Origin of the sequence: Amphritea atlantica (assembly GCF_900111095.1) — a bacterium.
Lineage (GTDB): Bacteria > Pseudomonadota > Gammaproteobacteria > Pseudomonadales > Balneatricaceae > Amphritea > Amphritea atlantica.
In genome coordinates this window covers 245,965-271,705 of record NZ_FOGB01000005.1, presented here as the reverse complement: position 1 = coordinate 271,705, position 25,741 = coordinate 245,965, and the positions used below count along the sequence as shown (strand labels likewise).

Below are 25,741 nucleotides of genomic sequence, written 5' to 3'. Positions count from 1 at the left end.
AGGTTGTTATTTTTTAATGATATAACTGGAAACAGATAAACATAAGGTTTTGATTAAACAATAATAAAAGCCCTATTTCAGTATAAATGCAACTCTTTTGCGGTGCGCGCGATGACCCAGATATATACCCGATGGCAGCCTGCTGCTTTGAGTTCCCGACTAATCTCAGCAGCTGTTGTACCGGTGGTCATCACATCGTCGACGATTGCGATAGAGGAGGGGGGCGAGCCACAGCACTGAAAGCTGTTGCGCAGGTTTTTCCGGCGGGCTTTACGATCCAGTTCAGCCTGATGTGGCGTGTTGTCTGTTTTGATCAGCAGACGATTACTAAAGGGAATATCCAGGTTGCGGGCGATTCTTTTAGCCAGCAGAGCCGCCTGGTTATACTGTCTCTCCTGTAACCGTTTAGGGTGCAGAGGGACCGGAATAACGAGTTCTGGCAGGGGAGTATTCTGCAGCTGCAGACTGAGCAATTCTGCCAATGGGTTCAGCAGATGAGGCCGATGATTGAACTTGGCCAGTTGAATCAGCTGATCAATAGGAAAACGGTATTCAAAGGGGGCTATCACCTGTTCAAACGGTGGCGGTTTTTTCTGGCATTGAGGACAGATGAGGTGCGGCAGCTGGGCACTGCTAAGTGGGTTGGCGCAACGCTGACAGGCATTGCCGATCCAGGGAAGGTCAGTCAGGCAGTCATCGCAGATCCGGGTTTGCGAAATAGCCTGCTGGCTGCACAAGACACAACGTCTATTTAGATTAAATTTTAACCAGTTGTTTTTATATTTTGTAAACATAGGTTGACAGATCCTTCTGTCAGATTAAAATTAGCCTTTCATTAAATCCCTTTCTTTGCGATCTAATCAATACAGGATAGACACGGCGATGCAACAACACCAGACAGAGATCCGACACGACTGGAGCGAGCAGGAAGTACAGGCGCTGTTCGATCTGCCATTTAACGACCTGTTGTTTCAGGCTCAACTGGTGCATCGACAGAACTTCAATCCCAATGAAGTGCAGGTGAGCACTCTGCTGTCGATTAAAACGGGTGCCTGCCCTGAAGATTGTAAGTACTGCCCGCAGAGTGGCCACTACAATACCGGTCTTGAGAAAGAGCGACTGATGCAGGTTGAAGCGGTGCTGGAAAAGGCGAAAAAAGCCAAAGAAACCGGTTCAACCCGCTTTTGTATGGGGGCTGCCTGGAAACATCCTGCCGATAAAGATATGCCCTATGTGATCGAGATGGTTAAAGGGGTGAAAGCGCTGGGTCTGGAAACCTGTATGACCCTGGGGATGCTGGATGAAGATAAGGCCGGTCAACTGGCGGAAGCCGGGCTGGATTACTACAACCATAACCTGGATACATCGCCAGAGTTTTACGACAAAATCATTACCACCCGTACCTATCAGGACCGTCTTGATACCCTGCACCATGTGCGTGAATCTGGTATGAAAATCTGTTCCGGTGGTATTCTGGGGATGGGTGAAACGGCCAATGATCGCATCGGTCTGTTGCGCCAGTTGGCGAATCTGCCAATTCAGCCGGAAAGTGTGCCGATCAATATGCTGGTAAAAGTCAAAGGCACACCGCTGGAAAACGCGGATGATCTGGATAATCTGGACTTTATCCGTACCATCGCCGTAGCCCGTATCATGATGCCTAAGTCCCATGTTCGTCTCTCTGCCGGGCGTGAAAGCATGAGTGATGAGATGCAGGCGATGACCTTTATGGCCGGTGCCAACTCGATCTTCTATGGTGAATGCCTGCTGACCACGCCGAACCCGGAAACCCATCGTGACCTGCAGCTGTTTAAACGCCTGGGGATCAACCCTGAACAACGGATCTCCGAAACGGATGAGACTCAGGAACAGGCGATCATCAACGATCTGCAAAAACAGAAAGATGAGTCGTTCTTCTACGAAGCCTGATTCTCTCTACCCGCCGGGCTGTCACTGACAGTCCAACAAGGATCTGACCATGTCTTTTGATCAGTTGGGCGCTGAACTGCAGGCGCGTAAAAAACAGTCTCTCTACCGTCAGCGTCGCATTCTACAAAGCCCTCAGGCTCCGGAAGTGATCGTGGATGGCAAAGCCTGCCTGGCGTTCTGTTCCAATGACTATCTGGGGCTGGCAAATCACCCAGATGTGATTGCCGCCCTGAAACAGGGGGCCGACCACTATGGTGTTGGTGGTGGCGCTTCCCATCTGGTGAATGGTCACAGTCAGGCGCATCATGCGCTGGAAGAGGAACTTGCCGAGTTTACCGGGCGTCCCCGTGCATTGCTGTTCTCGACCGGTTATATGGCTAATATCGGAGCAGTTAACGCGCTGCTGGATAAACGGGATGCGGTGTTTCAGGACCGGGTCAATCATGCTTCGTTGCTGGATGCAGGACTGCTCAGCGGCGCCCGTTTTCAGCGTTTTCTGCATAACGATGCCGATAATCTCGATAGCCGCCTGCAACGGACCGAAGCCCGCCGCAAACTGGTGGTCTGTGATGGTGTCTTCAGTATGGATGGTGATCTGGCCGAGCTGCCGGCGATCTGTCAAACCTCCGCTGCCCATAATGCCTGGGTAATGGTCGATGATGCCCACGGTTTTGGCTGTATCGGTCAACAGGGGCGCGGTACGGTCGATCACTTTGATCTTGGCAGTGATCAGGTACAGGTATTAGTTGGCACACTGGGCAAAGCCTTCGGCACCTCCGGTGCCTTTGTCGCTGGGTCTGAAGAGCTGATAGAAACCCTGATTCAGCATGCCCGCACCTATATTTATACCACCAGTATGTCACCGGCGATCGCCTCTGCAACCCGTGCCAGTCTGAAGCTGCTGCAACAGGAAGAGTGGCGTCGGGAAAAACTTAACCATCTGATTCAGCGCTTTCGCAGTGGTTGCGAGCAGTTGGGGCTGCCGCTGATGGCCTCGCCGACGCCGATTCAGCCGATTCTGGTGGGGGAGGCTGACCGGGCGATGGCGATCAGTGCGGCACTGGAAGCGAAAGGGATCTTTATCGGTGCTATCCGACCGCCAACGGTGCCTCAGGGGGGCGCCCGGTTAAGGGTCACCATCAGCGCCAGCCATACCGATGAGCAGTTGGACCGGTTGCTGGATGCCCTGTCTGACGTGATGGCCAGATTGGAGGCGTGATGCTTTTTTGTCAACAGCATGGCAATCGTCAGGGACAACCACTGGTGCTGCTGCATGGCTGGGGGATGCACAGCGGTATCTGGCGGAGCTTGCTGCCGGAGCTTGAAGCAGATTACCAGATCACCCTGGTTGACCTGCCGGGACTGGGATACAGTAACGGCTGCTCACCATCGCCCTATCATCTGGATATGGTCACCGAACTGCTGGCCGGGGTTGCTCCGGACTCTGCTCACTGGCTGGGCTGGTCTTTAGGGGGGATCATCGCTATGGCGTTTGCCCAGCGTTATCCTGAGCGGGTCAGTGGGCTTATCACTCTGGGCAGCAGTCCCTGTTTTGTGGCGCGTGACGACTGGTCCTTTGGCATGGATGAAGCCACCTATCATCAGTTCGAGCAGGATCTGGCCGCCAATCCGGCAAAAACCCTGCAACGATTTAATATGCTTCAGGTGCAGGGCAGTAACACCGCCCGCAGCGACCTGAAAGTTCTGAAACAGGTCGTCTCAGAGGTGCAACCGACAGCCCCGGCGCTGATCGATTCACTGGCGTTGCTGCGGGACGATTATCGGGATCTGTTTCGCAACCCCCGTTTGCCGTTACTGCACCTGTTATGTCAGTTGGATACACTGGCGCCGGCAAGCATGTCCGATGCTGTCAGTGCACTGCAACCGGAGGCCAGAGTCGAAGTGCTGGCAGGATATTCCCATGTGGGGTTTCTATCCGCGCCCGGGTTACTGGCTGAAAAGATCCGGACCCTGCTGGTATGAGCGCACAGTTTCTCAAGCCTCAGATTGCTGAATCATTCAGCCGGGCGGCGGTGAGCTATGACAGTGTTGCCCAGTTGCAACGTCGGATCGGTCACCGGCTCCTGAACCAGATGACCTCAACCTCAGCGGATGTCGTCATGGATCTGGGGTGCGGCACCGGCTATTTTGCTCCGTTGCTGACAGAACAGCTCAGGCCGCAGCAACTGATCTGCCTTGATCTGGCCCAGGGGATGCTTGAGTATGCCCGACAGACCCGGGTTACCCCCAATACCCTGTGGCTCTGTGGTGATGCGGAAAATCTGCCGTTAGCGGATAATTCGGTTGAGCTGATTTTTTCCTCTCTGGCGATTCAGTGGTGTGAGGAGCTTCCTGCTTTATTCAGTGAGGTCGCCCGGGTGCTGAAACCTGGCGGGCACTTTCTGTTCAGTACGTTGGGGCCGGATACTCTGTTTGAGTTGCGTGAAGCCTGGTCTGAGGTCGATCAGTATCAGCATGTTAACCGGTTTATCAGCTTTACCGACCTGCAGCGCAGTGCGGAGCCCTATCTGCAACAGCTGAGTCTCACGGAGACACCGGAGCTATTGCTGTATGACGAGCTGCGGGGACTAACCTCTGAGCTGAAAGGGATCGGTGCGCACAATATCAGTGCCGGGCGGCAGAATGGTCTGACAGGAAAGGCACGTATCATGGCTTTTAAGCAGGCTTATGAACGGTTTCGCCGCGCGGACGGTCAGCTACCGGCGACTTATCAGGTGTTTTACGGCGATTTTATGAAGGGATAGGCGAAATGGCTAAACGTACGTTTTTTGTGGCAGGCACCGACACCGATGTAGGTAAAACGCTGATCTCAACCGGCTTGCTGGAAGCGGCTAATCAGCGCGGGCTGTCAACGGTTGCGGTGAAACCGATCGCGGCCGGTTGTGAGCAGACCGAAGCCGGGTTGCGTAACAGCGATGCCCTGCAACTGCAGCAGGCCGCGTCGATAAAACTGAGCTATGAACAGGTTAACCCGATTTCGCTGGAGCCACCGATAGCACCCCATATTGCCGCCCAACAAGCGGGACGACGACTGGATGCAGACCGGATTGCGGCGCTGTGTCGCGGTGTTATGATGCAGCCTGCTGATTTTATGGTTATTGAGGGGGCGGGTGGTTGGCGAGTGCCTCTTAATCACCGCCAGACGCTCGCTGATGTTCCGAAACTATTGCATACTCCCGTGATTCTGGTCGTGGGGATGAAGCTGGGGTGTATCAGCCATACCCTGCTAACGGTGGAAGCGATTGTCAAAGATGGTTTACGGCTGGCAGGCTGGGTTGCCAACCGGGCAGAGCCGCAGATGAGCTGTTACAGTGAAAATCTGGAAACACTGAAATCGATGCTGTCCGCTCCCCTCCTGGGCGAAGTACCTCATATTGAGGACATTACTGCTCAGAATGTGGCCAAATATATTGATTTGGCGCCTCTGCTCGCTGATCAATAAATGAACTATGGCCGAATCTGGTTTATACTAGCGCTAAGTGAAATTTTATGACGACAGAATCTGTCGGCCTGACTGAAAGGACGTCAGCAGACTGGCCAATTATTTAGCGGGTGTTTTATGAATGTTACTTCAGCATTGAGTACAGGTGTTCTGGGGATAAACCGGGGGCTAGATGGGGTTCAAAAAGCTGCATCTGATATTGCCGGTGCGGGAAAAACCAATACCCCTGAAGAGGCTACAGGTAAAGATCTCAACGAATCTCTGGAAAATCTGGCCGTTGAGAAAAATGCCGTGGCGGCTTCCACTAAGGTGGTGCAGTCAGTAGATGAGACCCTGGGTACACTGATCGATATTCGTGCCTGACCGCTATATTGCGTTGCCGGGCACCGTGTTATCAACAGAGCAATATTTCCAGTAGTAAGGAGTCGGAGATAAAGTACAGGAGGTGAGAGTGATGCAGTTACAGATAACTGCGAATTCACTAACGCTGAATACAGATCAGTCACAGAGCCGTGCTGGCCGGAATCAATCTGCGGCCACGGGGACACTATTACCCGCCTCTGTCTCTGCCACCGCACCCCTCGAAACCTCACCTGTGTCACCCGTCATCCGATCTGTAGTACCGTCCTCTGCCGGTGCCTCCGTCGACCGCGAAACCGCAGAGAAACAGCCACTGGGCAATAAATCTGAATCCCGTGGTGAATCCGACTCCCCATCACAAACAGACTCGAAGAGTGAAGAGCAACAACTGCTGCGTGAACTGGCAGCCCGTGATCAGGAAGTGCGGCAGCATGAACTGAGCCATGCGGCTGCGGGTGGTCAGTATGCTGGTGCGCCAAGCTTTGAGTACCAACGGGGGCCTGACGGCCGCCTCTATGCGGTGGGAGGCGAGGTTAGCATCGATACCTCTCCTGTGCCGAATGATCCTGAAGCGACCCTGGAAAAAGCGCAAGTGATTCTCAGAGCAGCGTTGGCGGTGGCCGACCCTTCACCTCAGGATCGGGCAATTGCAGCCCGGGCGGCGGCGATGGCAAACGAAGCTCGGGCAGAGCTGGCCAGGCAGAATCAGCCATCAGACAACAGCAGTGACAGCCCTCGGGAGGCCGAGAAACTGCGTCAGGAACGCCGCACTGAAGAGTTGCAGCAACGCATTAAAGATCAGCAGGAGCAGAGTGATACCCGAACAGAAACGCTGCAGGACTTCAATAAGCAGCTTGAGGCGGTGAATCAGAAGTTTGCCGAAATTAACCAGCGGTTGATCGATGCCGGTGTATTTAAGAAACTCTTTGCCGAGGGGTTCATCTTTGATGAGCGAGCCTGAACAGGGCTGCGATTAAAATAGGTGAGCGTAGCGGTGTCATTTGTAACACGCAGAGTTCCATTTCCTGTCTGCCCCTGAACTTTGTTACCCCTTTACCAGTCATACCAACAGGTCATCTGCGTTTGCGTTTCGTTAAACTATAAAACACAGTCGGGCCTTGCTGTTTTAAATCCCATCTACCTATTTGTTACAGAGCAGGAAATGTATCCATGGCTAACATTAAGGTTACCTATTTTGATATCAATGGCGGACGGGCAGAGCCCATTCGTCTGGCATTGCACTGCCTTGGGCAGGATTTTGAAGATCATCGCTTTCAGTTCAGCGAGTTTGCAGAGATACGCAAAGGCACGCCTTTTGGGCAGGTTCCGGTTGTCGAACTGGATGGCGAGCAGATTACGCAGTCCAATGCGCTATGCCGTTATTTTGGTAAGCAGGCGGGTCTCTATCCTGAGGATGATTACCAGGCGCTGTTGTGTGATGAAGTGATGGATGTGGTCGAGGATATCAGTCATAAACTCTCAGCCACTATGACCATGACCGGAGAAACGCTGAAAAGCGCGCGTGAGCAGTTAGTGGCACCGTTGACCACCTATCTCAAATGGCTGGCTGCGCGCCTTACAAAACAGGGCGGGGAATACTTTGCCGATAACCGGTTAACCATCGCTGATCTGAAAGTGTTTGTGATGGTTCAGTGGCTGGGGTCTGGCATGCTGGATCATATCCCCACAACACTGATACAAGATACCGCCCCGGAACTACTTGCTCACCTTAATCGGGTGGCCAGCGATCCGAAGATAAAATCCTATTATGGATAGAGCGTGTTCAGCCTGGCAGGAGCGTGATGCCGTGCCGTTCGAACGCTATTAAATACGGGTACGATAACCACCGGCTGCAACTGAAAATAAAAAAGCACTGGCCTTACGGTCAGTGCTTTTTTCATGCCCCGCGAAAGGGCCGATGAGATCTTTAACGCGGTTATTTAATAAACAGCATCTCACGGTATTTAGGCAGAGGCCACAGGTCATCTGCAACCAGCGTTTCCAGTTTGTCAGCTGCTGCACGTACCTCATCCATCAGACCACGGACTTCGTCAGCCAGGAAGCTCATATGTGCTTCTGTGCTATCAAAGTGTTCTGACTCCAGTGCGGCGTTGAGCTTTTCAACGGAAGCCATCATCGCCGACGCGGTTTCAGCCACGGCACCGGCTGGTGAGTAGTCCAGCTGAATACCGGTAGAGGCGATCTGTGACAGGTATTTGATTGCCGCAGGATAGATCATCGTGGTGGCCATCTCCGCAACCAGTTTGGCTTCAACCTCAATCGACAACACATACTGCTCAGCATAGACTTCAAAACGACTGGCCAGTTCTACCGGTGTTAATACGCCGGTTTTGGAGAACAGTTCAATCACTTCTGGTGACTTAAATGCTGGCAGTGCGTCAGCCGTGGTTGGAATATTTTGCAAACCACGCTCTTCTACTGCTGCTTTGTGCCACTCAGCAGAGTAACCGTCACCACCGAATACGACATTACCGTGCAACTCCATCAGCTCTTTCAGAACAGCAAAAACCGCCACCGCTTTGTCTGAAGTTTTGCTCAGTTCGGTTTCAAGCTTTTCTGCAATCCACTCCAGAGAGTCTGCCAGCATAGTATTCATGGCGACCAGCGGGCCAGAAACCGACTGAGATGAACCAACCGCGCGGAACTCAAAGCGGTTACCGGTAAAGGCGAAAGGTGAAGTACGGTTACGGTCACCCGGATCACGTTCAAACTTCAGAATCTGTGACAGTCCCAGATCCATCTGGCCGCCAGTGGTCGGTACATGCAGCTCGCCCGTTTTAATATTGTCAAACACCTTCTCCAACTGACTACCGAGATAGACAGACAGGATAGCTGGAGGCGCTTCGTTGGCACCTAAACGATGATCATTGGCTGCTGAGGCGATCGCAGCGCGCAGAAGTGGTCCAAATTTGTGCACACCGCGAATCACTGCACCACAAAAGAGCAAAAAGTTAAGGTTCTCATTAGGCGTGCTGCCTGGGTCCAGCAGGTTACCCTGTGTGGCGTTACCAACAGACCAGTTAACATGCTTACCTGAACCGTTCACACCAGCGAAAGGTTTTTCATGCAGAAGACATATAAAGCCATGTTCTTTAGCGGTTTTTTTCAAAAGAGTCATCAGAAGCTGCTGGTGGTCAGAGGCAACATTAGCGGCTTCAAAGTAGGGTGCAATCTCAAACTGGCCGGGCGCAACTTCGTTATGGTGAGTCTTGGCGGGAATGCCCAAACGGTAGAGTTTATCCTCTAAATCCTGCATAAAGACCTGAACGCGTTCTGGGATTGCACCAAAATAGTGATCATCGAACTGCTGGCCTTTTGCTGGGGGAGCACCGAACAGTGTTCTGCCTGCTAACAGCAGGTCGGGGCGGGTGTTAGCAAACAGCTCGTCGACCAGGAAATATTCCTGCTCGGCACCACAGCTGGAGTTCAGTGGAGCAATCTCAGTTTCGCCCATCAGTGTTAGGACTTTTTTGGCTGCCTTGTCCATCGCTGCATTGGCGCGCAGCAGCGGAATTTTCTTATCCAGCGCTTCGCCAGTCCATGACATGAATACGCTTGGAATCATCAGCACAGCGCCGTTTGCGGTATGCATAATATAGGCAGGGCTGGTTGGGTCCCAAGCAGTATAGCCGCGGGCAGCGTTGGTCATACGCAGGCTGCCATTCGGGAAAGAAGAGCCGTCTGGCTCCCCTTTGATCAGTAAACTGCCGGTAAATTCGGTGATTGCGCCGCCATCTGAGTTGGTTACAACAAAACCGTCGTGTTTCTCTGCAGTCGCATTGGTCATTGGATAGAAGATGTGAGAGAAGAACTTGGCGCCTTTAGACATCGCCCAGTCTTTCATCGCAGCAGCAACAACGTCAGCAACGGCAGGGTCCAGCTCGGCACCGGTTTGTACCGTTTTCTTAATCGCTTTAAAGGCAGATTTTGAAAGGGATTCTTCCATCTGCTGTAAGCCAAATACATCGCACGCCCAGATCTCTTTCAGTGGAGCTGTCATTTCAGCTGCAAAAGGGTTTGCTCTGGTGATTTCATGGACTGCTTTAACGCGAGATTCATTTCCGCTCATTTACTACCCCTGGATATCCAAAATATTCTGGTGGACTATGGTTACTGCGGTCATGGAAACCCGGGTCACCAATAGCTGACAAGCTATTGGTTTTTATTACAGCAATAATCGAACCAGTTTTATCCATATTGGCTAATTTATACTGCGGCAGGAAGTAAATATTATAATCGCCTGGTCAGCCCTGTCTCGCTATGCTGTTCTTCCTTTTAGTTGTTTGTTTATTGATCTGTTGCGGTTCGTTTGTCGCTCAAAGAGAGTAGATTAAAGAGGTGGTAAAAACTGATCGGCGTTGTATGAGAATGCAGCGTAGAGCAGTTATTTGAAACATAATTCATACTGTAGAGGCTTATCATGAAAACACGACTCAGAGTCAGGTTATCCCCGATCTCAGCCCTACTGTCGATCTTTGCCGGTTGTATGATGATATTGGCAGCACAGGCTGCCGATATTCCGGCACGGGGGCCTATCCCCTTTGCTGTTTATGACCAGGATGGAAACGGCGTTATTAGTCAGGAAGAGTTTGATGATATCCGTAACCAGCGCAGGCAGCGCAATGTTGCAGCCGGTGCTCCGATGCGGGGGATGGCGAATGCACCGATGTTCCGGGATTTTGACAGGGATGGCGATGGTCAGATCAGCGCCGCTGAACTGCAGGCGGGGCAGACCGCTCAGCGAAACCTGAAGGGCCAGAACCAACCGATGGGTACCGGCAAAAACGGCATGATGGGCGCTGGCCGCAATCAGCCATCCTTCAGTGATGTTGATCAGAACGGTGATGGTTTCATCAGCCAGGAGGAGATGAATACCTTCCGGAATGCGCGCATCACTGAGCGGGCTCAGGCGGGGTATCCCATGCGCAATCTCGCCAATATGAAATCATTTGAGGAGATGGATAGCAATCATGATCAGATGCTGGATGCCGACGAGTTTAGTCAGCATCAGATGCAGCAGCGCAATCCATAGTCTTACTGAGGAGTTAAACCGGATTGTAAGGGGGGCTCAAACAGAGCTGTTGCCATACCCGGGTTCTGGCTTCCGGTCAGCAGATCATTGTTGATGGCGGTCAGATTTTGTCCGAGTCTCCCGAGGCGAATGCAGAGATCTGAATGGCTGCGGCTAAGCGAAAAGGGGTATCTGAGGATACCCCTTTTCTGTGTTATCCGAACATTCTTAATCGTTTCCGTTAAACCGCCCCGGTTTGCTGCAAATTCTGCAGAAACCCCTCAAAGAATCGTTTGTCACGGTTATACTGGTCACTACTCATCTGTAGTTTGAAATCTTCCAGATAGCGCAGCCAGTCGGTCGACCACTGCTTATAGGAAAAATCCGCAGAGGCTAATGGATTAACATAGCCGGGTTCGCCTGGTTCATGACGGGCTACAAACCGGCCATTTTCATCCACCTCAATATTCGCCATGATCAGCGAACTCATCAGATGGCCCTCTGCCATCATCTTGTCCTTAAAACTCATTCCGTCAGTGGTGTTATGCCAGGCTTCAGCGACCTCAGGTGGCGTATTGGAGTTGGGGAACATAAAGGTTTTACCAATCCCGATATCGGTAAAACCATCGTTGTCCGAATCCAGTCCTGTGTGGGGCAGGCGCAGAAGATTATTTGCCCCTTCGCTGCTCATTTGATCGATCTTGCTGTCATCAATAAAGTCAGCCAGGCTATGCACCTCTCTGAGTACTTCCCGGTCCTCATAACTGAGGTTCTTCAGAAATGTTTTACTATTGATAGGTTGCTGTTGCGATGCCATCTCTGCCAGTTGTATAAAACGTTCCTGGTTTTTAAACAGACGACTGACAAAATCATCGCTGGCACCGCGCTGCATTGCATCGCTGATAACTTTATCAAAGCCACCAGACAGGTCGGTCTGAACCAGACTGAAGGGGGAGCTGGCTGGCTGTGCGGCGTGTTGAGCCGTCACTGGAAATGGGGTAACTGAGCTGGTCTGCATAGGTTTCTCCCGGGCAATCCCTTGGGTGTTTGCAAAACACCGGTTTGTTAAACAGGCTGATAGATCTACCAAGCGGATTTCGTGCCATTAACGGTGATGGAATTTAAAGTCATAAAAAACAATAGCTTGATTTATTCTTAATCAGAGTGATGATGTTGTGATGGGCAACCCTTTGCCGCTGGCGGGGCTGTGGAATTCCGTTTCAGGGGCCATTTTGCCAGTCAGAGCAGCTGTGTTTAACGCGGTTTTCGATTAGTGTAAGGGAAGCTGAGTGTCCACCGCTAACAGTGACTGTTCAGGTTGCTGTCAGGTTTATGTTTTTTAATGGAGGAAAACTGTGGAGATTACGGGTGCGTATTTTACTGGTTGAAGATGAGAAGGGTTTAGGGGGGGCGATACGGGAACATATCGCCAGTGAAGGGCACGCGGTGGACTGGTTCGAGACCCTCTCTGATGCATCAGCCAGTCTGACGACCACCAATTATGATCTGATTCTGCTTGATCTTCTTCTGCCCGATGGCCATGGGCTGGATCTTCTGACCCGGATCCGGTCAGCTAAAAACAGTGTGGCGGTGATTATCCTCACCGCACTTGATCAGATTTCGGACCGGATTAGAGGGCTGAATGCAGGTGCCGACGACTATCTGGTTAAACCGTTTGATCTGGGGGAGCTATCGGCGCGAATTATCGCTATTCAGCGGCGTCTCTATGCTGATGGTACCGGTATGCTGACACTGGGGAGCCTGAGCATCGACCTGACCAATAAGATCATCCTGAATGACGGTGCACCTGCAAACCTTAGCTCCCGTGAGTGGGCGGTACTGGAGCGGCTGTTGCGGCATAAAAACTCAATAGTCGCCAAGTCGGTGATCGAGGATGCGCTGTATGAGTATGGCGCAGAGGTTGAAAGTAATACCGTCGAGGTCTATATCAGCCGGCTACGGAAAAAAATTGGCAAAACCAGTATCGAAACCATCCGTGGTATCGGTTATAGAATGAAGGTTTAAGCCGATGAAACATCGCAGTATTAAACGCCGGCTGGTGGTTTCGATTGTCTCTATTGTAACGCTGATTTGGCTGGCTTCCAGCGGCTATTCAGCCTATGTTTTCAATGATGAAATTAATGAAGTACTGGATGACGCGCTGGTGCAGAATGCCAAACGTCTGATCCCTCTGGCGGTTCAGGATGACAGCGATGGCGATGAAGCGAAAAAAAGTGATCAGACCCCTCCGGTTGCCGAGGCTGAAAATGAAAGCTATTTTCTCTATCAAATCCGCGCTAAAGATGGCCATGTAACCCATTTTTCCCATGATATCGTTAAACGGCCCTTCAGTGAGCTATTGGTGGATGGTTTTCAGGATCTTGAAGGCTTTCGGGTTTATACCGAGAGCATCCACAACGGTGATTTTTTTGTCCAGGTCGCAGAACCTCTCGATCACCGCGAAGAAGCGGTAATGGAGAGCCTGTGGGGATTTCTGATTCCGTTACTGCTGGTGATACCGGTGACCGGCTTTATGGTCTGGTGGCTGGTGGGCAACTCTCTGATGCCCCTGTTCAGGCTGAATCGCGATATCAGCAAACGGGGTAGCGATAACCTGACTCTGTTCGAGCATCGTCATCAGCCGCAGGAACTGCTACCAATCACTGCGTCGCTGAATGGTCTGATGCAGAAGATATCCCAGGCGATCTATGCCGAGCGGGAGTTTGCCTCCAATAGTGCCCACGAGCTGCGCACGCCCGTAGCCTCTTTGCTGGCGCAGACCCAACGCCTGATCGCCGTCTCTGAGGATAACGATACCCGGCAGCGGGCGGCAGAGCTGGAACAGGGCTTAAAAAGGTTACAACGGTTGTCGGAAAAACTGCTACAACTGTCCCGGGCGGATGCGTCAGTACTCCGTAGTGGCGAAACTTCCAGTGTGATGACGCTGCTCTCCTTTCTGATAGAGGAGTATCAGCGGGGCACTCAAACCGACCAGACGATAATCTGTGATGAAGCCAGCCTGCACTCTCTTGAGTGGCCGGTGGATATGGATGCGGCCGCCATTATCCTGCGCAACCTGCTCGAAAATGCATTGCGTTATGGCTCGCCACAGCACCCGGTTGAGATCTTCAGTGATAGCGATCATGCCCTGCATGTGGTCAACAGTTGCGATATTTTGCCCAAGGATCAGTTACAGCGTCTGACCAACCGTTTTGAGCGCGGTAGTTATCAGTCTGAAGGTACCGGGCTGGGGCTGGCAATTGTCGATACCTTTGTCAAACACGGCTCGGGAACGCTGACATTTTACTCCCCCGCTCGTCATCGTAGCGATGGTTTTGAAGTGGTGATTCAGTTCCCTTCAGCGTGAAGGCCGGGTCATCAGGAGCATCGAAGACAGGCGTGTGTCAGATTGTATCAAGCAATAAAAAACTATGAAAAGAGCTATGAAAATCCCGGCGGTATTGGCCGGGATTTTTTGCTTATCATGGGGAAATGATAAATAGCAGAGGGGGATACTACTTTTTCAGCCCGGCGAGTTTTGCCATGGCCAGTTCGATCTCATGCCGACGCCCGGCATCAGCCACCGGACGGTCGGCGCGGGGGCTGGCTGAGAGAGCCTTCTCAAAATAGTGTTTGGCTTCATCATAGCGCTTGTTTTCCATCAGGAAGTCAGCGTAAAAATAGTTGGCATCGATACCATCGGGGTTCACTTCAAGGGCCGCCTTAAGATGCTGCTCCGCTTTGTCGTCGCTACCGAAGGCGATGGGCCAGCCGGGCACCTGATAGTAGAGTGAACCCAGCGACGTGTGGGCTGAAGCGTTCAGTGCCGTTGGATTCTGTTCCAGAGAGGCTTCAAACAGTTTTTTAGCTTCTTTTACTTTACCCAGTGCAGACAAACCCTTCACGATACCTGCATCAGTGGAGAGAATAATACCCTGCCAGATTTTGGGTTCGGCAAAATCAGCATATTTGGCTGAGGTCTGTTCAGCCTGCTGCTCCAGCTTCTCGATAGCAGATAGCTGGAGTTTTTCATCACTTACCTGGTATTTGATTCTGGCCCATTCAGATTGCAGTGCTGCCACATCCTGCATCATCTCTTGCTGGCCCGCCTGAGCGGCAAACGAGGTAGAGAGGGGCAGGTAGAGGCTCATTACCGCAACCGATATCAGGAGTTTATGTTTCATCATGTTGACCTCAAAGGTTATCTGTCTGGACTATCGGGCTGCAGCTCTGTTGCGCTAACCCAAAAGATACAGTCAGGTTGCGTTATTTAACTCAGTTGATAGTTTTTTTGCTGATTCTGTCTTGTGATGTTTAAAAATCGCCTCGCCAACCCTGACATTCTTGCGTAATCCCTTATCCACAACCGAAGGGAAGTTCGCATTCATAAAGGCGAAGAAACGTTCAGGCTTGCCAAAACGGACCTCTTTTTCGCCAAGCAGGATGGCGTTGAAAATCCGCTGAGCGACTTCCTCCGGTTGATCATAGGCAGTGCCTGTCTGACTGTTAATCTCGCTACTGATCCCCTGATTCATTCGGGTTTGCACCGCCCGTGGGGCGATCAGCGTTACCCTGATCCCTGTGTCACACAGTTCTCGCCGCAGGCAATCGGAAAACGCCTTGATGCCTGCTTTGGCGGCCACATAGCCGGAATAATAGGGCAGGGGAATAATGCCCATCATTGATCCCACATTGATGATCTGCCCGGTGTTGCGCTGTTTCATTGCCGGCAGCACTGCCTGTGACAGACGCATTGGCACGGTCAGGTTCAGGGCGATAAGTTCGCTCAGATGCTGGTCTTCGCAGTGCGCGCATTCATTGTAGCCTGCCATATTGATCAGAATATCCGGCGCCAGATGGGACAGGGTGTGGCAGATGCTGTCGATATTGTCACTCAGATCGCCAGACTCCTGACGGTTGAATGCAATGACGTCACCGCCCGCATCCCGCAGTAGCTTGACCAGGGGAGCACCGATACCTCCGGTACCCCCGGTAATAAAGATGCTTTTCCCTTTAAGCGACATCTTTCACCCCCTCAGCCGGGATAGTGCGCAGCACATTGGCAAACAGGCGGAAGGTGTTTCTGGCCACTTCGATGATGGCTGCCTGGTCTTTCGGATCGGTTATTTTTTCCAGCGTTTTTTCAAAGAACTGCATATGACTGATATCCAGATCACCGTGGGAGTGAAGATAGGAGAACGCCTGCTCTGGCAGATCCAGTGACTGTTTAACCGCATCCGCACCTTTGTTGGCGATGGCGATTGAGGTGCTTTCCAGCATGAACACCATACCCAGAAAACCAACCGGGTTTTTGCGGTTGATATAATCGTAGTTGTAAGCGATCAGTACCTGTGTCTCCAGTGCCGGGGTGCTGTTGCGAACCGCCTCCCGGTCGCCGCCGACTGCTTCAATATCGTTGAGAATCCACTCTTCGTGGCCGATCTCCTCTTCGATATATTCGGCAATCACTTTTTGCAGAAACAGTTTATTGGCGGGCAGTTTAGCGCCCATCGACATCAGAAATGGCACCGTATGAGACACATGATGAAAGGCTTCGGTCAGGTAAGCCAGGTAGGCTTCGTGGGTGATCTTACCCTGCAGAGCGTTGGCTAGCTGGGGTACCTGATAGAGCTCTGCACGTTCGGCTTCGGTTTCCTGAATCAGCAGATCAAAAAAAGTCATGATGTATCTCCTTGTACGTTTTTGAGTACGAAAGTTTTTGCGAGAATAGGTTTCTGTGCGCATAAGTTAATGATTTGAAATTAGATTTGGTTAAGCCGTTCTAATATTTTTGCCCGCCGGGGGCGGCCTGTGCCGGTCAGCAGGCCGTTGGCAAGGGTGAACGGCTCCGCCAGACTGTAATCCCTGATCTGTGCATATTCCGGTAGCCCGGCATTGGCTTTCAGAATGACCTGCTGGATATCGGCGTTTGCCGACACCGGCACGATCAGCGCACTCAGATGTGGTTGCGCATCACCATAGACAACCGTCTGGGCGATCTCCGGCTGGCACAGCAGGGAGGCTTCTACCCACTCCGGGGAGATATTGCGGCCATAGGAGGTGATCAGAACGTTCTTTTTACGTCCGGTGATGGAGAGAAAACCCTCTGCATCCAGTGCACCAAGGTCTTCAGTGTTGAAGCTGCCAGTCGTGCTCTGACCGATGTAACCGAGAAAACCGGGGTTATGAATGCTGATCTCTCCCGCTTCAACGCTTGCCGCTACATGGTGGAGCAGTTTGCCCACGCTGCCTGGACGGTCATTGTCCGGTGTATTCAGTGACACCACCGAAGCGCACTCTGACAGGCCATACCCCTCATACACCGGTAGTCCCATCTGACGCGCCATCTGAATCAGATTGGCATCGGTCTTTGAACCGCCAACAGCGATGAATTTTAGCGAGGGAAGCGGCCCTTTTTGCGCAATCTGAGCCAGCAGGATACGCAGTACTTCAGGCACCAGAATGATCGATGTCGCTGCGGTTTCGGCAATCTGCTGATGCAGGCAGTCATAGTTCTGGCCAAACGCCGTGAGGGATGGCAGACGGATGGTACAGCCGGCGATCAGCGCAGCGTACACCCCGGCAACATTTTCCAGTAATACCGCCAGCGGCAGACTGCACAGATGGGTGCCAACAAAGTCCTGCCCCAGCACCTGCTCGATACTGTGGGCAACATTTTCCATGGCCCGCTGCGGCAGACAAACCCCTTTAGGCTGGCCGGTGGTACCCGAGGTAAAGGTGACTTTGGCTGTTGTTTCGGGCAATGCAACTGTGTGCTGTATTCCGGTTGCCACCAGACCATCAGGTGAAATAATGTGAGATACCGCCGCCTGGGAGAGTGTATGGTCTCTCTGCTCCGGGCTGAAGAACGGTGGAATCGGTACACAGACGACCCCGACACTGAGGGCTGCGAGATCCCAGAGCACCCAGTCAACGCTGTTATCCAGAGCGATGGCCAGAGTCGACACCTGGCTAAGCTGTTCTGCCCGGTCGGCAATCTCTGCTTTCAGGTCACGGTAATACACCGTTTGCTGCTCGTCCTGCAGGGCGATTTTGCCTGGTGCATGTTGGTTGATGCTATTGAATATCATGGTTTAGTGTTCCGCTTTGAAGTGGAGACGGGGAAATAAACGTGGTCGGCACTCCCTGAAATCAGCACCGAACAGTGCTTTCAGGCGTGCAACGCCTGTATCAACATTGCCCACCAGTACCCGGGGTTCAGTATCGTAGTAGGTACCCCAATCGGTATCCTGCTCACTGATATTGTTTAAGTGGGCGCGGCATAGTTCTTTGGGATTCAGTCCGGTACGTTTGAAATAACGGTGCAGGAACTGTGTCCCGGTAATGGTGGCGTAGCGGATTTTCTGGTTTTCCAGATAGGACGCCAGCGCGGCAAACAGGAAGGCCGATGCACCTTTACCGGCGGATGCCAGATTGCCTATCTCGATGATTTGCGCACGCTCGCAGTCCAGCACGGTCTCAATCGGCTGGTCCAGATACTGTTCAAGAAACAACGCTTCTTTATCGGCATAACGGACACCGACAGCCGCCAGAATCTCATCATCCGCATTGCGCACCGACATAATCATCGGGTAGGTAACGTTGATATCGGCGTTATAACTCTGCTTGTAGATATTCTTTATAAAATCAACGACCCGCTGACGCTCAGGTTCAAAGGCACCGGTGATGCTGATAACTGAGGGATTCAGCGAACTGATCTTTGAGATCAGGCCCTGATTGAGATACAGATTCGCTGTATTCAGATCGTTTTCCTGGTAGCGCAAGATATACATTTGCTGTCCCCTGTTTAAGTGTCAGGGACATTCTTGCTGACAAAGCTGACATGAATCTGAACGGGGCAAAATAATTCAATATTTTTTTTATGGTTATTTATCAGGCCCGGGATAAATGGGGAGAGATGTGTGAAAAATACCGGGGTATGAACAAAAAAGCCCTGCGTCGGCAGGGCTTTTGGCGGTGATAGCGGGACTATCAACTCAGGTTGTAGATAAACACCACCAGTACTGCTGCCGGCGTGATAAAACGGATAACAAACATAAAACTTTGGTAAGCCAGGCCGTTGCCCATATCAAATTCATTTTCGGCGGCCGGTTTTGCCATAAACCAGCCGACAAACAGCGCAGTTGCCAGGCCGACTAACGGCATAATCAGGTTAGCGGTGGCGTAGTCGAACAGATCGAAGAAGGTCTTTCCGGCAAAGCGTTCAAACATGCCCAGCGGATGAACATCTGCCCAGACATTCAGCGACAGAATGGTAAGGATCCCCAGCGCCCAGATACTGATGCCGCCCATCAGGGTGGCGCTCAGACGGCTGATTCCCTGTTGTTCTTCAAACCATTCTACCAGAGGCTCCAGTAGCGAGATTGCCGAGGTAATGGCTGCGACAACCAACAGGATAAAGAACAGGCTGCCAAACAATATACCGCCACTCATCTGGCCAAACGCAATCGGCAGGGTCTGGAAGATCAGTCCCGGGCCTGCCCCCGCTTCAAGACCGTTGGCAAACACCAGCGGAAAGATCGCCAGACCTGCCAGCAAGGCCACCAGGGTGTCGACAACGGAGACGGTGACTGCTGTTTTCACGATGGAAACCTGTTTCGGCAGGTAGGAACCGTAAGCCATCATTACCCCCATCCCCAGGCTGAGAGTAAAGAACGCGTGTCCCAGTGCTGTGAGCACACCGGCGGTGGTCAGTTTGGAGAAGTCTGGCTGAAACAGAAATGCAAAACCCTCGGCAAAGCTGTTGGTGCTCATGGCATAACCCACCATCACCAGCAGCAGAACAAACAGCAGCGGCATCAGGATATTGATCGCTCTCTCCATACCAGAGCTGAGACCGCGGGCGACGATCAAAATGACCAGCAGCATAAACACCGAATGCCATAACAGCAGAGTGTAGGGATCGGCCAGCAGGCTGCTGAACATCGTGCCAATCGCTGCGGTGCTGGCGCCGACAAACAGGCCGTTGGCGGAGTTGCCAATATAGGCCAGCGCCCAGCCACCGATCACCGAGTAAAAAGACAGGATCAGAATCGAGGCCAGCATCCCCATTCCCCCGATCCAGATCCAGCGGTTGGAGAGACCATCCCGCCGGGTCAGGTTGCGCATGCTGTTGATCGGGCTGCGACCGCCACGGCGACCGATCATCACCTCCGCAATCATAATTGGAATACCGATCAGGGCGATACACAGCAGGTATACCAGAACGAATGCTCCGCCACCATTTTCACCGGTGATATAGGGGAATTTCCAGATATTTCCCAGCCCTACGGCCGAGCCGCTGGCAGCCAGGATAAACGCCATGCGGGATGACCACATCGGGTGGTCTTTGCCGGTGTTGTCGGCAGTGGCATCCAGTGCCGGGTTCTGAACCAGTTCAGTCATTGATTTTCTCCAGATCTTATTTTTATGTCAGAGAGAGCCAGCCCATCGGTGATGGGCTGAGTTGTTTTTACAGGTTAGTGTGCCGCACGTGGCTGATTAATGCGTTCTTCGGCCAGCTCATTGGCGATCTCCCCGGTTGGACGATCCTGGGCATCGGCCCGACGGAATATCTCGCACAGGGTGTCGGCGATGGTCTCGATATGGGCGCGCACCTGAGTGTGTTGATGACCGATACGTTCATAGAAAATATCGATGATGCCGCCCGCGTTAAGGACGTAATCCGGGGCATAGAGAATGCCACGCTCACGCAACATCAGATCATGGCGTTGCGACGCCAACTGATTATTGGCCGCACCGGCAATCACTTTTGCTTTGATCAGCGGAATCGACTCATCATTGAGCACGGCACCCAGGGCGCAGGGGGCGATCACATCCACATCCAGAGAGAGAATCTCATTCTGACTGACGGCGATAGCACCCAGTTCTTCGACTGCACGGGTTACCTGTTGCTGATGGATATCGGTAACAAACAGCTGTGCACCCGCCTGATGGAGCTGTTCGGCAAGCCGGTAGCCGACATTACCCACTCCCTGAATCGCCACCTTGAGACCTGTCAGATCGGTGCGGTCCAGTTGATACTGCACCGCCGTTTTCAGACCGATAAAGGTGCCATAAGCGGTAGCAGGGGAGGGATCGCCATTGCAGGGCAGACCATCAATACCGGTACGTTCGGTGATGCCGGCCACATTGCCAGTGTGTTGTGCCATCACCTGCAGGTCGGGTACCGACGTGCCGGAGTCCTCTGCCGCAATATAGCGGTTGCCGGTGTGCTCCAGAAAACGTCCCATCGCTGCCAGCAGCTCCGGGGTTTTATGTTTGCGCGGGTCGCCGATGATCACCGACTTACCGCCGCCTAGGTCGAGATTGGCCAGGGCCGACTTATAGGTCATCCCTTTGGATAGGCGCAACACATCGTTAAGGGCTTCCTCATCGCTGCTGTAGTGCCACATCCGGCAGCCCCCTAATGCGGGGCCGCGGTTGGTGTTATGGATGGCGATAATGGCCTTCAGGCCAGTGATCTCATCGTGACAGAAGACAACCTGCTCATGGTTATCAAATTCGGCATGACTAAAAACGGACATAACGGTTTTCCTGAATAATGCTGGGTTTTATTGTTATTAAACAGTTGCCTGGGATGCGCTGCTGTGCGCTTCAAGGATCTGCTCCCGAAGCAGTTGTCGCTGGATTTGCGCTTGCTCATAGGCGCGCTCCTTGACCGGTCCATAGCCGCGAATCACAGAGGGTAGCCGGGCCAGCTCAATCGCATCCTGCAGATTGTCCACACTGAGATTCTGCAGTAGCGCCTGAATATCCTGCTCATATTCGCGGATCAGTCGTCGTTCGAGACGGCGATCAGCACTGTAACCAAACAGATCCAGGGGGGAGCCCCGCAAAGGTCTGAGGCTGGCCAGCAGACGAAACAGCGGCATGATTTTTTCGCTAAAGCGGCGCTTGACCGGGCGCCCCGTAGCGCGGTTGATCCGCGAGATCAGCGGCGGTGCCAGATTGAATTCGAGTTCAAAGTCTCCTTCAAACTGGCTTTCAAGTTGCTGCCGGAAGTGGCTGGATGTCAGCTGTCGGGCAACCTCATACTCATCCTTATAGGCCAGCACCTTGCTGTAATTTTCCGCAACGGCCAGGCTCAGGGTGTTCCCTCTGCCCAGTTGCTTTTCCGCGTCTGCGACGTGACGCACCAGTGACTGATAGCGATGCGCCAGGGCAGCTCCCTGATATTGGTTAAGGTGCTGCATCTCCCGGTGAATCACCTCTTCCAGCCCGGGCATTATCCGCACCGTCTGAACATCACTGGCCGGGGAAGTGATCTGTTCAACCTGCTGCAGGTTGTGCGCTGCACGGCGTCCCCAGAGGAACGCTTCTTTGTTGGCCGAAACCGCCACACCATTGAGTTCGATCGCTTGCTCGATTGAATCCATCTCAAGGGGAATCAGCCCTTTCTGCCAGGCATAGCCGATGCAGAACAGATTAACCGCCATACCATCACCGAGTAGCTGCGTGGCCAGGGTGGTTGCATCAAGACAGAAGCTGCTCAGAGGTTTGGCGCTGTCACGGATTACCTGCTGCATCTCTGCGGTGGGTACCTGCAGATCGGGGTCTCGGGTAAACGCCGCAGGCATGGTTTCATGGTTATTGATCACCACCTGGCTGCGCTGCCGATCCAGCTTGCCCAGCGCCTCTTCGCTGGCCCCTACCATCAGGTCAAAGCCGATCATCAGATCGGTTTCACCCGCCGGAATACGCACCGTATGGATCTGTTCCTGAGACTCGGCGATGCGGATATGGCTCATTACCGCGCCAAATTTCTGTGCCAGGCCTATCTGATCCAGCACCCCAGTACCTTTACCTTCGATATGCGCCGCCATCCCCAGCAGGGCGCTGACGGTCACCACCCCAGTGCCACCGACACCGGTCAGCAGGATGTTGTAGGGCGTGCTACAACCGGGTAGCTGCGGCATGGGCAGCTGCGGGAAATGACTCTCTTTACCCAGTGGTTCGGGTTTACGCAGTTTGCCCCCTTTGACGGTAACAAAGCTGGGACAGAAGCCACGGATGCAGCTGAAATCTTTATTACAGGCGGACTGATCGATAGCGCGTTTGCGGCCACGGTCGGTTTCTTTGGGCAGCAGAGACAAACAGTTGGATTGCACGCCGCAGTCACCGCAGCCTTCGCAGATCTCCTGATGAATAACCACCCGTTTTTGCGGGTCGGTCATCTCACTGCGTTTACGGCGCCGACGTTTCTCCGCCGCACAGGTCTGGTCATACACCATCGCGGTGCAGCCAGGGATCTCCCGCAGCTCCATCTGCACCGCCTGCAGATCATCCCGGTGGTGGAAGGTGACCCCATCGGCAAATTCAGAACGGCTGGGGTATTTATCCGGTTCATCGCTGACCACAGCGATACGGTGAACACCTTCACCATAGAGCTGGTGGGTAATCTGCTGCACCGTCAACTGGCCATCAATGGGCTGACCCCCGGTCATGGCGACGGCATCGTTATACAACACTTTATAGGTGATGTTAGCGCCGGAGGCGATCGCCGCACGAATCGCCAGCAGGCCCGAGTGAAAGTAGGTTCCATCGCCGAGGTTCTGGAACACATGGTTGTTATCAGTGAAGGGGGCCTGACCGATCCAGGTCGCGCCTTCGCCGCCCATCTGGGTAAAGGTGTCGGTGCCACGGTCCATCCAGGTGGCCATATAGTGACAACCGATACCGCCCAGTGCGCGGCTGCCCTCAGGCACCACCGTAGAGGTGTTATGGGGGCAGCCGGAGCAGAAGTGCGGAGTGCGCTCCAGCAGGGCACGCGGCTGTGCCAGTTGGTACTCTTTTTCGCTAAGAAAGGTGAGGCGGTCAGCGATCTGCTGACTGTTGTGGAAGGGGGCGACACGTGCCGCAATCGCCCGGGCGATCATCGCCGGTGTCAGTTCGCTCAGACTGGTTAGTAGCTCATTGCCCAACTGATCTTTCTTACCCACCACCCGGGGACGAGCACTCTGATGCCGGTCCTGCCAGCTGTAGAGTTGCTCCTTCAGCTGATCTTCGATCAGGCCGCGTTTCTCTTCGATGACCAGAATCTCTTCCAGACCCTCAGCAAACTCATAGACCCCTTCGGGTTCCAGCGGCCAGGGCATCGCGACTTTGTATAACCGGATACCTAACCCGGCGGCCTGCGCGTGGCTGATACCCAGATCTTCCAGCGCCTGCAGGACATCAAGATAAGACTTGCCGGTGGTGACAATACCCAGGCGCGGCTGAGCGGTATCGATAACGATTTTATCCAGTCGGTTGTGGCGGCAGAACGCCTGTGCTGCCGCGATTTTGTAGCGGTGCAGTCGCGCTTCCTGTTGCAGTGGTTTATCCGGCCAGCGGGCATTCAGGCCATCTGCGGGGCGCTCGAAGTGTTCGGGGAGGCTGATCTCCAGTCGCTGGTGATCAAGATTGGCTGAGATGGCTGAATCCATTACCTCGGCCAGCGCTTTCAGCCCCACCCAGCAGCCGCTGAAGCGGGACATTGCCCAGCCATACAGGCCATAATCCAGCATCTCCTGAATCCCGGAGGGATAGAGTACCGGAATCATCGCATCCATAAAGGCGTAATCGCTCTGATGGGGAAGGGTCGAGGATTTACTGGCATGGTCATCACCGGCAACCGCCAGTACTCCACCATACTCTGAGGTACCGAAAGCGTTGGCATGCTTCAGTACATCACCGGTACGGTCAACCCCCGGACCTTTGCCATACCAGAGGCCGAAAACACCGTCATAGCGGGCACCTTCAAATACGTTGACCTGTTGTGATCCCCACACGGCGGTTGCCCCCAGATCTTCATTAACGCCGGGTTGGAAGACGATATTGTTCTGTTTCAGGTAATCGCGGATCTGCCACAGGGTTTTGTCAAAGTTACCCAGAGGTGAGCCCCGATAGCCCGAGATGAATCCGGCTGTATTCAGTCCAGCCTGTTTATCCCGTGCGGCCTGAAGCATCGGCAGGCGAGCCAGCGCCTGACTACCGGTCAGGTAGACCCGTCCGCTCTGTTTTTCCCACTTATCCTGCAGTGAAACGGCATTTTTCATGTTGATAGCTCCCGGTTCTGAACGGCAACAGTTATGCGCTCCGGTTCAGAACGAATCAGACAATGGATGAATAGAAAACGGTGAATCAGACGCCGGGGGGCGAAATATTCCTGAGTTGGTCTTTCGGTCTTTGGATGATGGAGCGTAGGAATACAACTGAACTATCAGCAGACAGCAGGTCTGTGAGATCGGGATGGCACAACGGTGTGTGCCGCAGAAAAAAACGGTAGGTCATGGTTATTACCCTTTACCTTAGCCGGATCACAGCCAGGTTTGAATATTGTTGTTATTGTGCCGGCGGATAGGCCGGTTTCTGTTGCAGCGATACCTTTTTGGGGTGCGCTGGCGACCAACATTAATCCGGGAGGATGGCGTAAGTCAACCAAGGAAAGTGATGCAGATACGTAAGAAATAGATATTATCTATGGTCATAAGTTTAATTAGCAGATTATTTTTCTGTTATTTTTTTGTAGGTAAATACCCGTATTTCTTTTAAATTCAACAGGCATCGGACATCAGCAGGCGATTTAATCGTCAGCAATTTCAACTGAAGTTTTTTTGATTGCAGAGGATATTCATTTTTAGCATGTGGCTCCCGCAGTTCAGGAATATGCCAGGCAGCGGTCGGTTTTTGTAAAAACAGCAGTTTGCTACGTTATTTAAATTATTTAGCTAAATCATTTGCCAAGAGGGTAACTCATCTGTAGTATACGCCCCACGTTGATGCGGGGTGGAGCAGCCTGGTAGCTCGTCGGGCTCATAACCCGAAGGTCGTCAGTTCAAATCTGGCCCCCGCTACCACAACGGAAAGACAAGCTAATCGAAAGATTGGCTTTTTTTTCGTCTGGAATTTGAGATCAGGCGTCGGGCTCGGCTCTTAATAAGGGCAGGAAGGTC

The 25,741-nt window shown here is 52.8% G+C and carries 22 protein-coding genes and 1 tRNA gene; 12 read left to right on the top strand and 11 right to left on the bottom strand.

Annotated elements, in window-relative coordinates:
- Window positions 1-77 precede the first annotated feature (77 nt).
- Entirely contained in the window at window positions 78-794 is a 717-nt protein-coding gene (locus tag BMY09_RS10920; RefSeq protein WP_091357813.1) for a ComFC family protein, read from the bottom strand.
- An 88-nt stretch (window positions 795-882) separates the two neighbouring features.
- On the opposite strand from BMY09_RS10920, the gene bioB reads away from it, so the two are divergent.
- The 8 genes from bioB (at window position 883) to BMY09_RS10880 (ending at window position 7,528) form a co-directional block, all read left to right on the top strand.
- On the top strand, window positions 883-1,929 hold the full coding sequence (bioB, locus tag BMY09_RS10915; protein WP_091357810.1) for a biotin synthase BioB: 1,047 nt from the start codon (window positions 883-885) through the stop codon (window positions 1,927-1,929).
- A gap of 49 nt (window positions 1,930-1,978) precedes the next feature.
- A complete protein-coding gene (gene bioF, locus BMY09_RS10910; RefSeq protein ID WP_091357806.1) occupies window positions 1,979-3,148 on the top strand; it encodes an 8-amino-7-oxononanoate synthase in 1,170 nt (389 codons plus the stop codon).
- Entirely contained in the window at window positions 3,148-3,912 is a 765-nt protein-coding gene (locus BMY09_RS10905) for an alpha/beta fold hydrolase (protein ID WP_091357803.1), read from the top strand. Before bioF ends, BMY09_RS10905 begins: the two co-directional genes overlap by 1 nt.
- On the top strand, window positions 3,909-4,694 hold the full coding sequence (bioC, locus tag BMY09_RS10900; RefSeq protein ID WP_091357800.1) for a malonyl-ACP O-methyltransferase BioC: 786 nt from the start codon (window positions 3,909-3,911) through the stop codon (window positions 4,692-4,694). The genes BMY09_RS10905 and bioC overlap by 4 nt, the downstream gene beginning before the upstream one ends.
- Before the next feature lie 5 nt (window positions 4,695-4,699).
- On the top strand, window positions 4,700-5,392 hold the full coding sequence (bioD, locus tag BMY09_RS10895) for a dethiobiotin synthase (RefSeq protein WP_091357796.1): 693 nt from the start codon (window positions 4,700-4,702) through the stop codon (window positions 5,390-5,392).
- A 117-nt stretch (window positions 5,393-5,509) separates the two neighbouring features.
- Window positions 5,510-5,755: a hypothetical protein gene (locus tag BMY09_RS10890; protein WP_091357793.1), complete on the top strand. Its 246-nt coding sequence runs from the start codon at window positions 5,510-5,512 to the stop codon at window positions 5,753-5,755.
- A 91-nt stretch (window positions 5,756-5,846) separates the two neighbouring features.
- Window positions 5,847-6,713 carry a putative metalloprotease CJM1_0395 family protein gene (locus BMY09_RS10885; protein WP_091357790.1) on the top strand — a complete coding sequence of 289 codons (867 nt, stop codon included), beginning with the start codon at window positions 5,847-5,849 and terminating at the stop codon, window positions 6,711-6,713.
- Window positions 6,714-6,922: 209 nt separating this feature from the next.
- On the top strand, window positions 6,923-7,528 hold the full coding sequence (locus tag BMY09_RS10880) for a glutathione S-transferase family protein (RefSeq protein WP_091357787.1): 606 nt from the start codon (window positions 6,923-6,925) through the stop codon (window positions 7,526-7,528).
- A gap of 160 nt (window positions 7,529-7,688) precedes the next feature.
- Here BMY09_RS10880 and BMY09_RS10875 read toward each other — a convergent pair whose 3' ends face one another.
- Window positions 7,689-9,842, bottom strand: a complete 2,154-nt coding sequence (locus tag BMY09_RS10875) for a glutamine synthetase III family protein (RefSeq protein WP_091357784.1) — start codon at window positions 9,840-9,842, stop codon at window positions 7,689-7,691.
- Window positions 9,843-10,193: 351 nt separating this feature from the next.
- Here BMY09_RS10875 and BMY09_RS10870 point away from each other — a divergent pair, with 351 nt between their 5' ends.
- Window positions 10,194-10,805 (top strand): EF-hand domain-containing protein, encoded by a 612-nt coding sequence (locus BMY09_RS10870; protein ID WP_217647424.1) that lies wholly within the window; start codon window positions 10,194-10,196, stop codon window positions 10,803-10,805.
- A 220-nt stretch (window positions 10,806-11,025) separates the two neighbouring features.
- Here the strand turns inward: BMY09_RS10870 and BMY09_RS10865 are convergent, their stop codons facing one another.
- Window positions 11,026-11,802, bottom strand: a complete 777-nt coding sequence (locus tag BMY09_RS10865; protein ID WP_091357781.1) for a hypothetical protein — start codon at window positions 11,800-11,802, stop codon at window positions 11,026-11,028.
- Between the two features lie 350 nt (window positions 11,803-12,152).
- Between BMY09_RS10865 and BMY09_RS10860 the strand changes: the two genes are divergently transcribed.
- Together BMY09_RS10860 and BMY09_RS10855 are read left to right on the top strand one after the other, a co-directional pair.
- A complete protein-coding gene (locus BMY09_RS10860) occupies window positions 12,153-12,809 on the top strand; it encodes a response regulator (RefSeq protein ID WP_091357930.1) in 657 nt (218 codons plus the stop codon).
- 4 nt (window positions 12,810-12,813) lie between these two features.
- The gene (locus tag BMY09_RS10855) at window positions 12,814-14,151 is read left to right on the top strand and encodes an ATP-binding protein (protein WP_091357778.1); all 1,338 of its coding nucleotides are present in this window, start codon (window positions 12,814-12,816) and stop codon (window positions 14,149-14,151) included.
- 148 nt (window positions 14,152-14,299) lie between these two features.
- On the opposite strand, the gene BMY09_RS10850 is transcribed toward BMY09_RS10855, so the two are convergent.
- From BMY09_RS10850 to BMY09_RS10815, 8 genes are all read right to left on the bottom strand, one after another.
- Window positions 14,300-14,968 carry a tetratricopeptide repeat protein gene (locus tag BMY09_RS10850; protein ID WP_091357928.1) on the bottom strand — a complete coding sequence of 223 codons (669 nt, stop codon included), beginning with the start codon at window positions 14,966-14,968 and terminating at the stop codon, window positions 14,300-14,302.
- 72 nt (window positions 14,969-15,040) lie between these two features.
- Window positions 15,041-15,808: an SDR family NAD(P)-dependent oxidoreductase gene (locus BMY09_RS10845; RefSeq protein ID WP_091357776.1), complete on the bottom strand. Its 768-nt coding sequence runs from the start codon at window positions 15,806-15,808 to the stop codon at window positions 15,041-15,043.
- Window positions 15,798-16,466 carry an iron-containing redox enzyme family protein gene (locus BMY09_RS10840; RefSeq protein WP_091357773.1) on the bottom strand — a complete coding sequence of 223 codons (669 nt, stop codon included), beginning with the start codon at window positions 16,464-16,466 and terminating at the stop codon, window positions 15,798-15,800. The genes BMY09_RS10845 and BMY09_RS10840 overlap by 11 nt, the downstream gene beginning before the upstream one ends.
- Window positions 16,467-16,546: 80 nt before the next feature.
- On the bottom strand, window positions 16,547-17,875 hold the full coding sequence (locus BMY09_RS10835; protein WP_091357771.1) for an AMP-binding protein: 1,329 nt from the start codon (window positions 17,873-17,875) through the stop codon (window positions 16,547-16,549).
- 3 nt (window positions 17,876-17,878) lie between these two features.
- Window positions 17,879-18,577, bottom strand: a complete 699-nt coding sequence (locus BMY09_RS10830; protein WP_091357768.1) for a thermostable hemolysin — start codon at window positions 18,575-18,577, stop codon at window positions 17,879-17,881.
- 199 nt (window positions 18,578-18,776) lie between these two features.
- Complete coding sequence (locus tag BMY09_RS10825) at window positions 18,777-20,189, bottom strand: sodium-dependent transporter (RefSeq protein ID WP_091357766.1); 1,413 nt, start codon at window positions 20,187-20,189, stop codon at window positions 18,777-18,779.
- 74 nt (window positions 20,190-20,263) lie between these two features.
- Window positions 20,264-21,331, bottom strand: a complete 1,068-nt coding sequence (locus BMY09_RS10820; RefSeq protein WP_091357764.1) for a Glu/Leu/Phe/Val dehydrogenase dimerization domain-containing protein — start codon at window positions 21,329-21,331, stop codon at window positions 20,264-20,266.
- A gap of 36 nt (window positions 21,332-21,367) precedes the next feature.
- On the bottom strand, window positions 21,368-24,844 hold the full coding sequence (locus tag BMY09_RS10815; RefSeq protein ID WP_091357761.1) for an indolepyruvate ferredoxin oxidoreductase family protein: 3,477 nt from the start codon (window positions 24,842-24,844) through the stop codon (window positions 21,368-21,370).
- 724 nt (window positions 24,845-25,568) lie between these two features.
- Here BMY09_RS10815 and BMY09_RS10810 point away from each other — a divergent pair.
- Window positions 25,569-25,645, top strand: a tRNA-Met gene (locus tag BMY09_RS10810).
- Window positions 25,646-25,741 lie beyond the last annotated feature (96 nt).

What these genes read in the sequence shown, in the direction of transcription:
- bioF (WP_091357806.1), top strand. Translation starts at nt 1,979, where the DNA reads ATGTCTTTTGATCAGTTGGGCGCTGAACTGCAGGCGCGTAAAAAACAG.
- BMY09_RS10885 (WP_091357790.1), top strand. Translation starts at nt 5,847, where the DNA reads ATGCAGTTACAGATAACTGCGAATTCACTAACGCTGAATACAGATCAG.
- bioD (WP_091357796.1), top strand. Translation starts at nt 4,700, where the DNA reads ATGGCTAAACGTACGTTTTTTGTGGCAGGCACCGACACCGATGTAGGT.
- BMY09_RS10880 (WP_091357787.1), top strand. Translation starts at nt 6,923, where the DNA reads ATGGCTAACATTAAGGTTACCTATTTTGATATCAATGGCGGACGGGCA.
- BMY09_RS10850 (WP_091357928.1), bottom strand. Translation starts at nt 14,968, where the DNA reads ATGAAACATAAACTCCTGATATCGGTTGCGGTAATGAGCCTCTACCTG.
- BMY09_RS10920 (WP_091357813.1), bottom strand. Translation starts at nt 794, where the DNA reads ATGTTTACAAAATATAAAAACAACTGGTTAAAATTTAATCTAAATAGA.
- BMY09_RS10865 (WP_091357781.1), bottom strand. Translation starts at nt 11,802, where the DNA reads ATGCAGACCAGCTCAGTTACCCCATTTCCAGTGACGGCTCAACACGCC.
- BMY09_RS10890 (WP_091357793.1), top strand. Translation starts at nt 5,510, where the DNA reads ATGAATGTTACTTCAGCATTGAGTACAGGTGTTCTGGGGATAAACCGG.
- BMY09_RS10875 (WP_091357784.1), bottom strand. Translation starts at nt 9,842, where the DNA reads ATGAGCGGAAATGAATCTCGCGTTAAAGCAGTCCATGAAATCACCAGA.
- BMY09_RS10830 (WP_091357768.1), bottom strand. Translation starts at nt 18,577, where the DNA reads ATGTATATCTTGCGCTACCAGGAAAACGATCTGAATACAGCGAATCTG.
- BMY09_RS10820 (WP_091357764.1), bottom strand. Translation starts at nt 21,331, where the DNA reads ATGTCCGTTTTTAGTCATGCCGAATTTGATAACCATGAGCAGGTTGTC.
- BMY09_RS10855 (WP_091357778.1), top strand. Translation starts at nt 12,814, where the DNA reads ATGAAACATCGCAGTATTAAACGCCGGCTGGTGGTTTCGATTGTCTCT.
- BMY09_RS10835 (WP_091357771.1), bottom strand. Translation starts at nt 17,875, where the DNA reads ATGATATTCAATAGCATCAACCAACATGCACCAGGCAAAATCGCCCTG.
- bioC (WP_091357800.1), top strand. Translation starts at nt 3,909, where the DNA reads ATGAGCGCACAGTTTCTCAAGCCTCAGATTGCTGAATCATTCAGCCGG.
- BMY09_RS10840 (WP_091357773.1), bottom strand. Translation starts at nt 16,466, where the DNA reads ATGACTTTTTTTGATCTGCTGATTCAGGAAACCGAAGCCGAACGTGCA.
- BMY09_RS10815 (WP_091357761.1), bottom strand. Translation starts at nt 24,844, where the DNA reads ATGAAAAATGCCGTTTCACTGCAGGATAAGTGGGAAAAACAGAGCGGA.
- bioB (WP_091357810.1), top strand. Translation starts at nt 883, where the DNA reads ATGCAACAACACCAGACAGAGATCCGACACGACTGGAGCGAGCAGGAA.
- BMY09_RS10905 (WP_091357803.1), top strand. Translation starts at nt 3,148, where the DNA reads ATGCTTTTTTGTCAACAGCATGGCAATCGTCAGGGACAACCACTGGTG.
- BMY09_RS10845 (WP_091357776.1), bottom strand. Translation starts at nt 15,808, where the DNA reads ATGTCGCTTAAAGGGAAAAGCATCTTTATTACCGGGGGTACCGGAGGT.
- BMY09_RS10870 (WP_217647424.1), top strand. Translation starts at nt 10,194, where the DNA reads ATGAAAACACGACTCAGAGTCAGGTTATCCCCGATCTCAGCCCTACTG.
- BMY09_RS10825 (WP_091357766.1), bottom strand. Translation starts at nt 20,189, where the DNA reads ATGACTGAACTGGTTCAGAACCCGGCACTGGATGCCACTGCCGACAAC.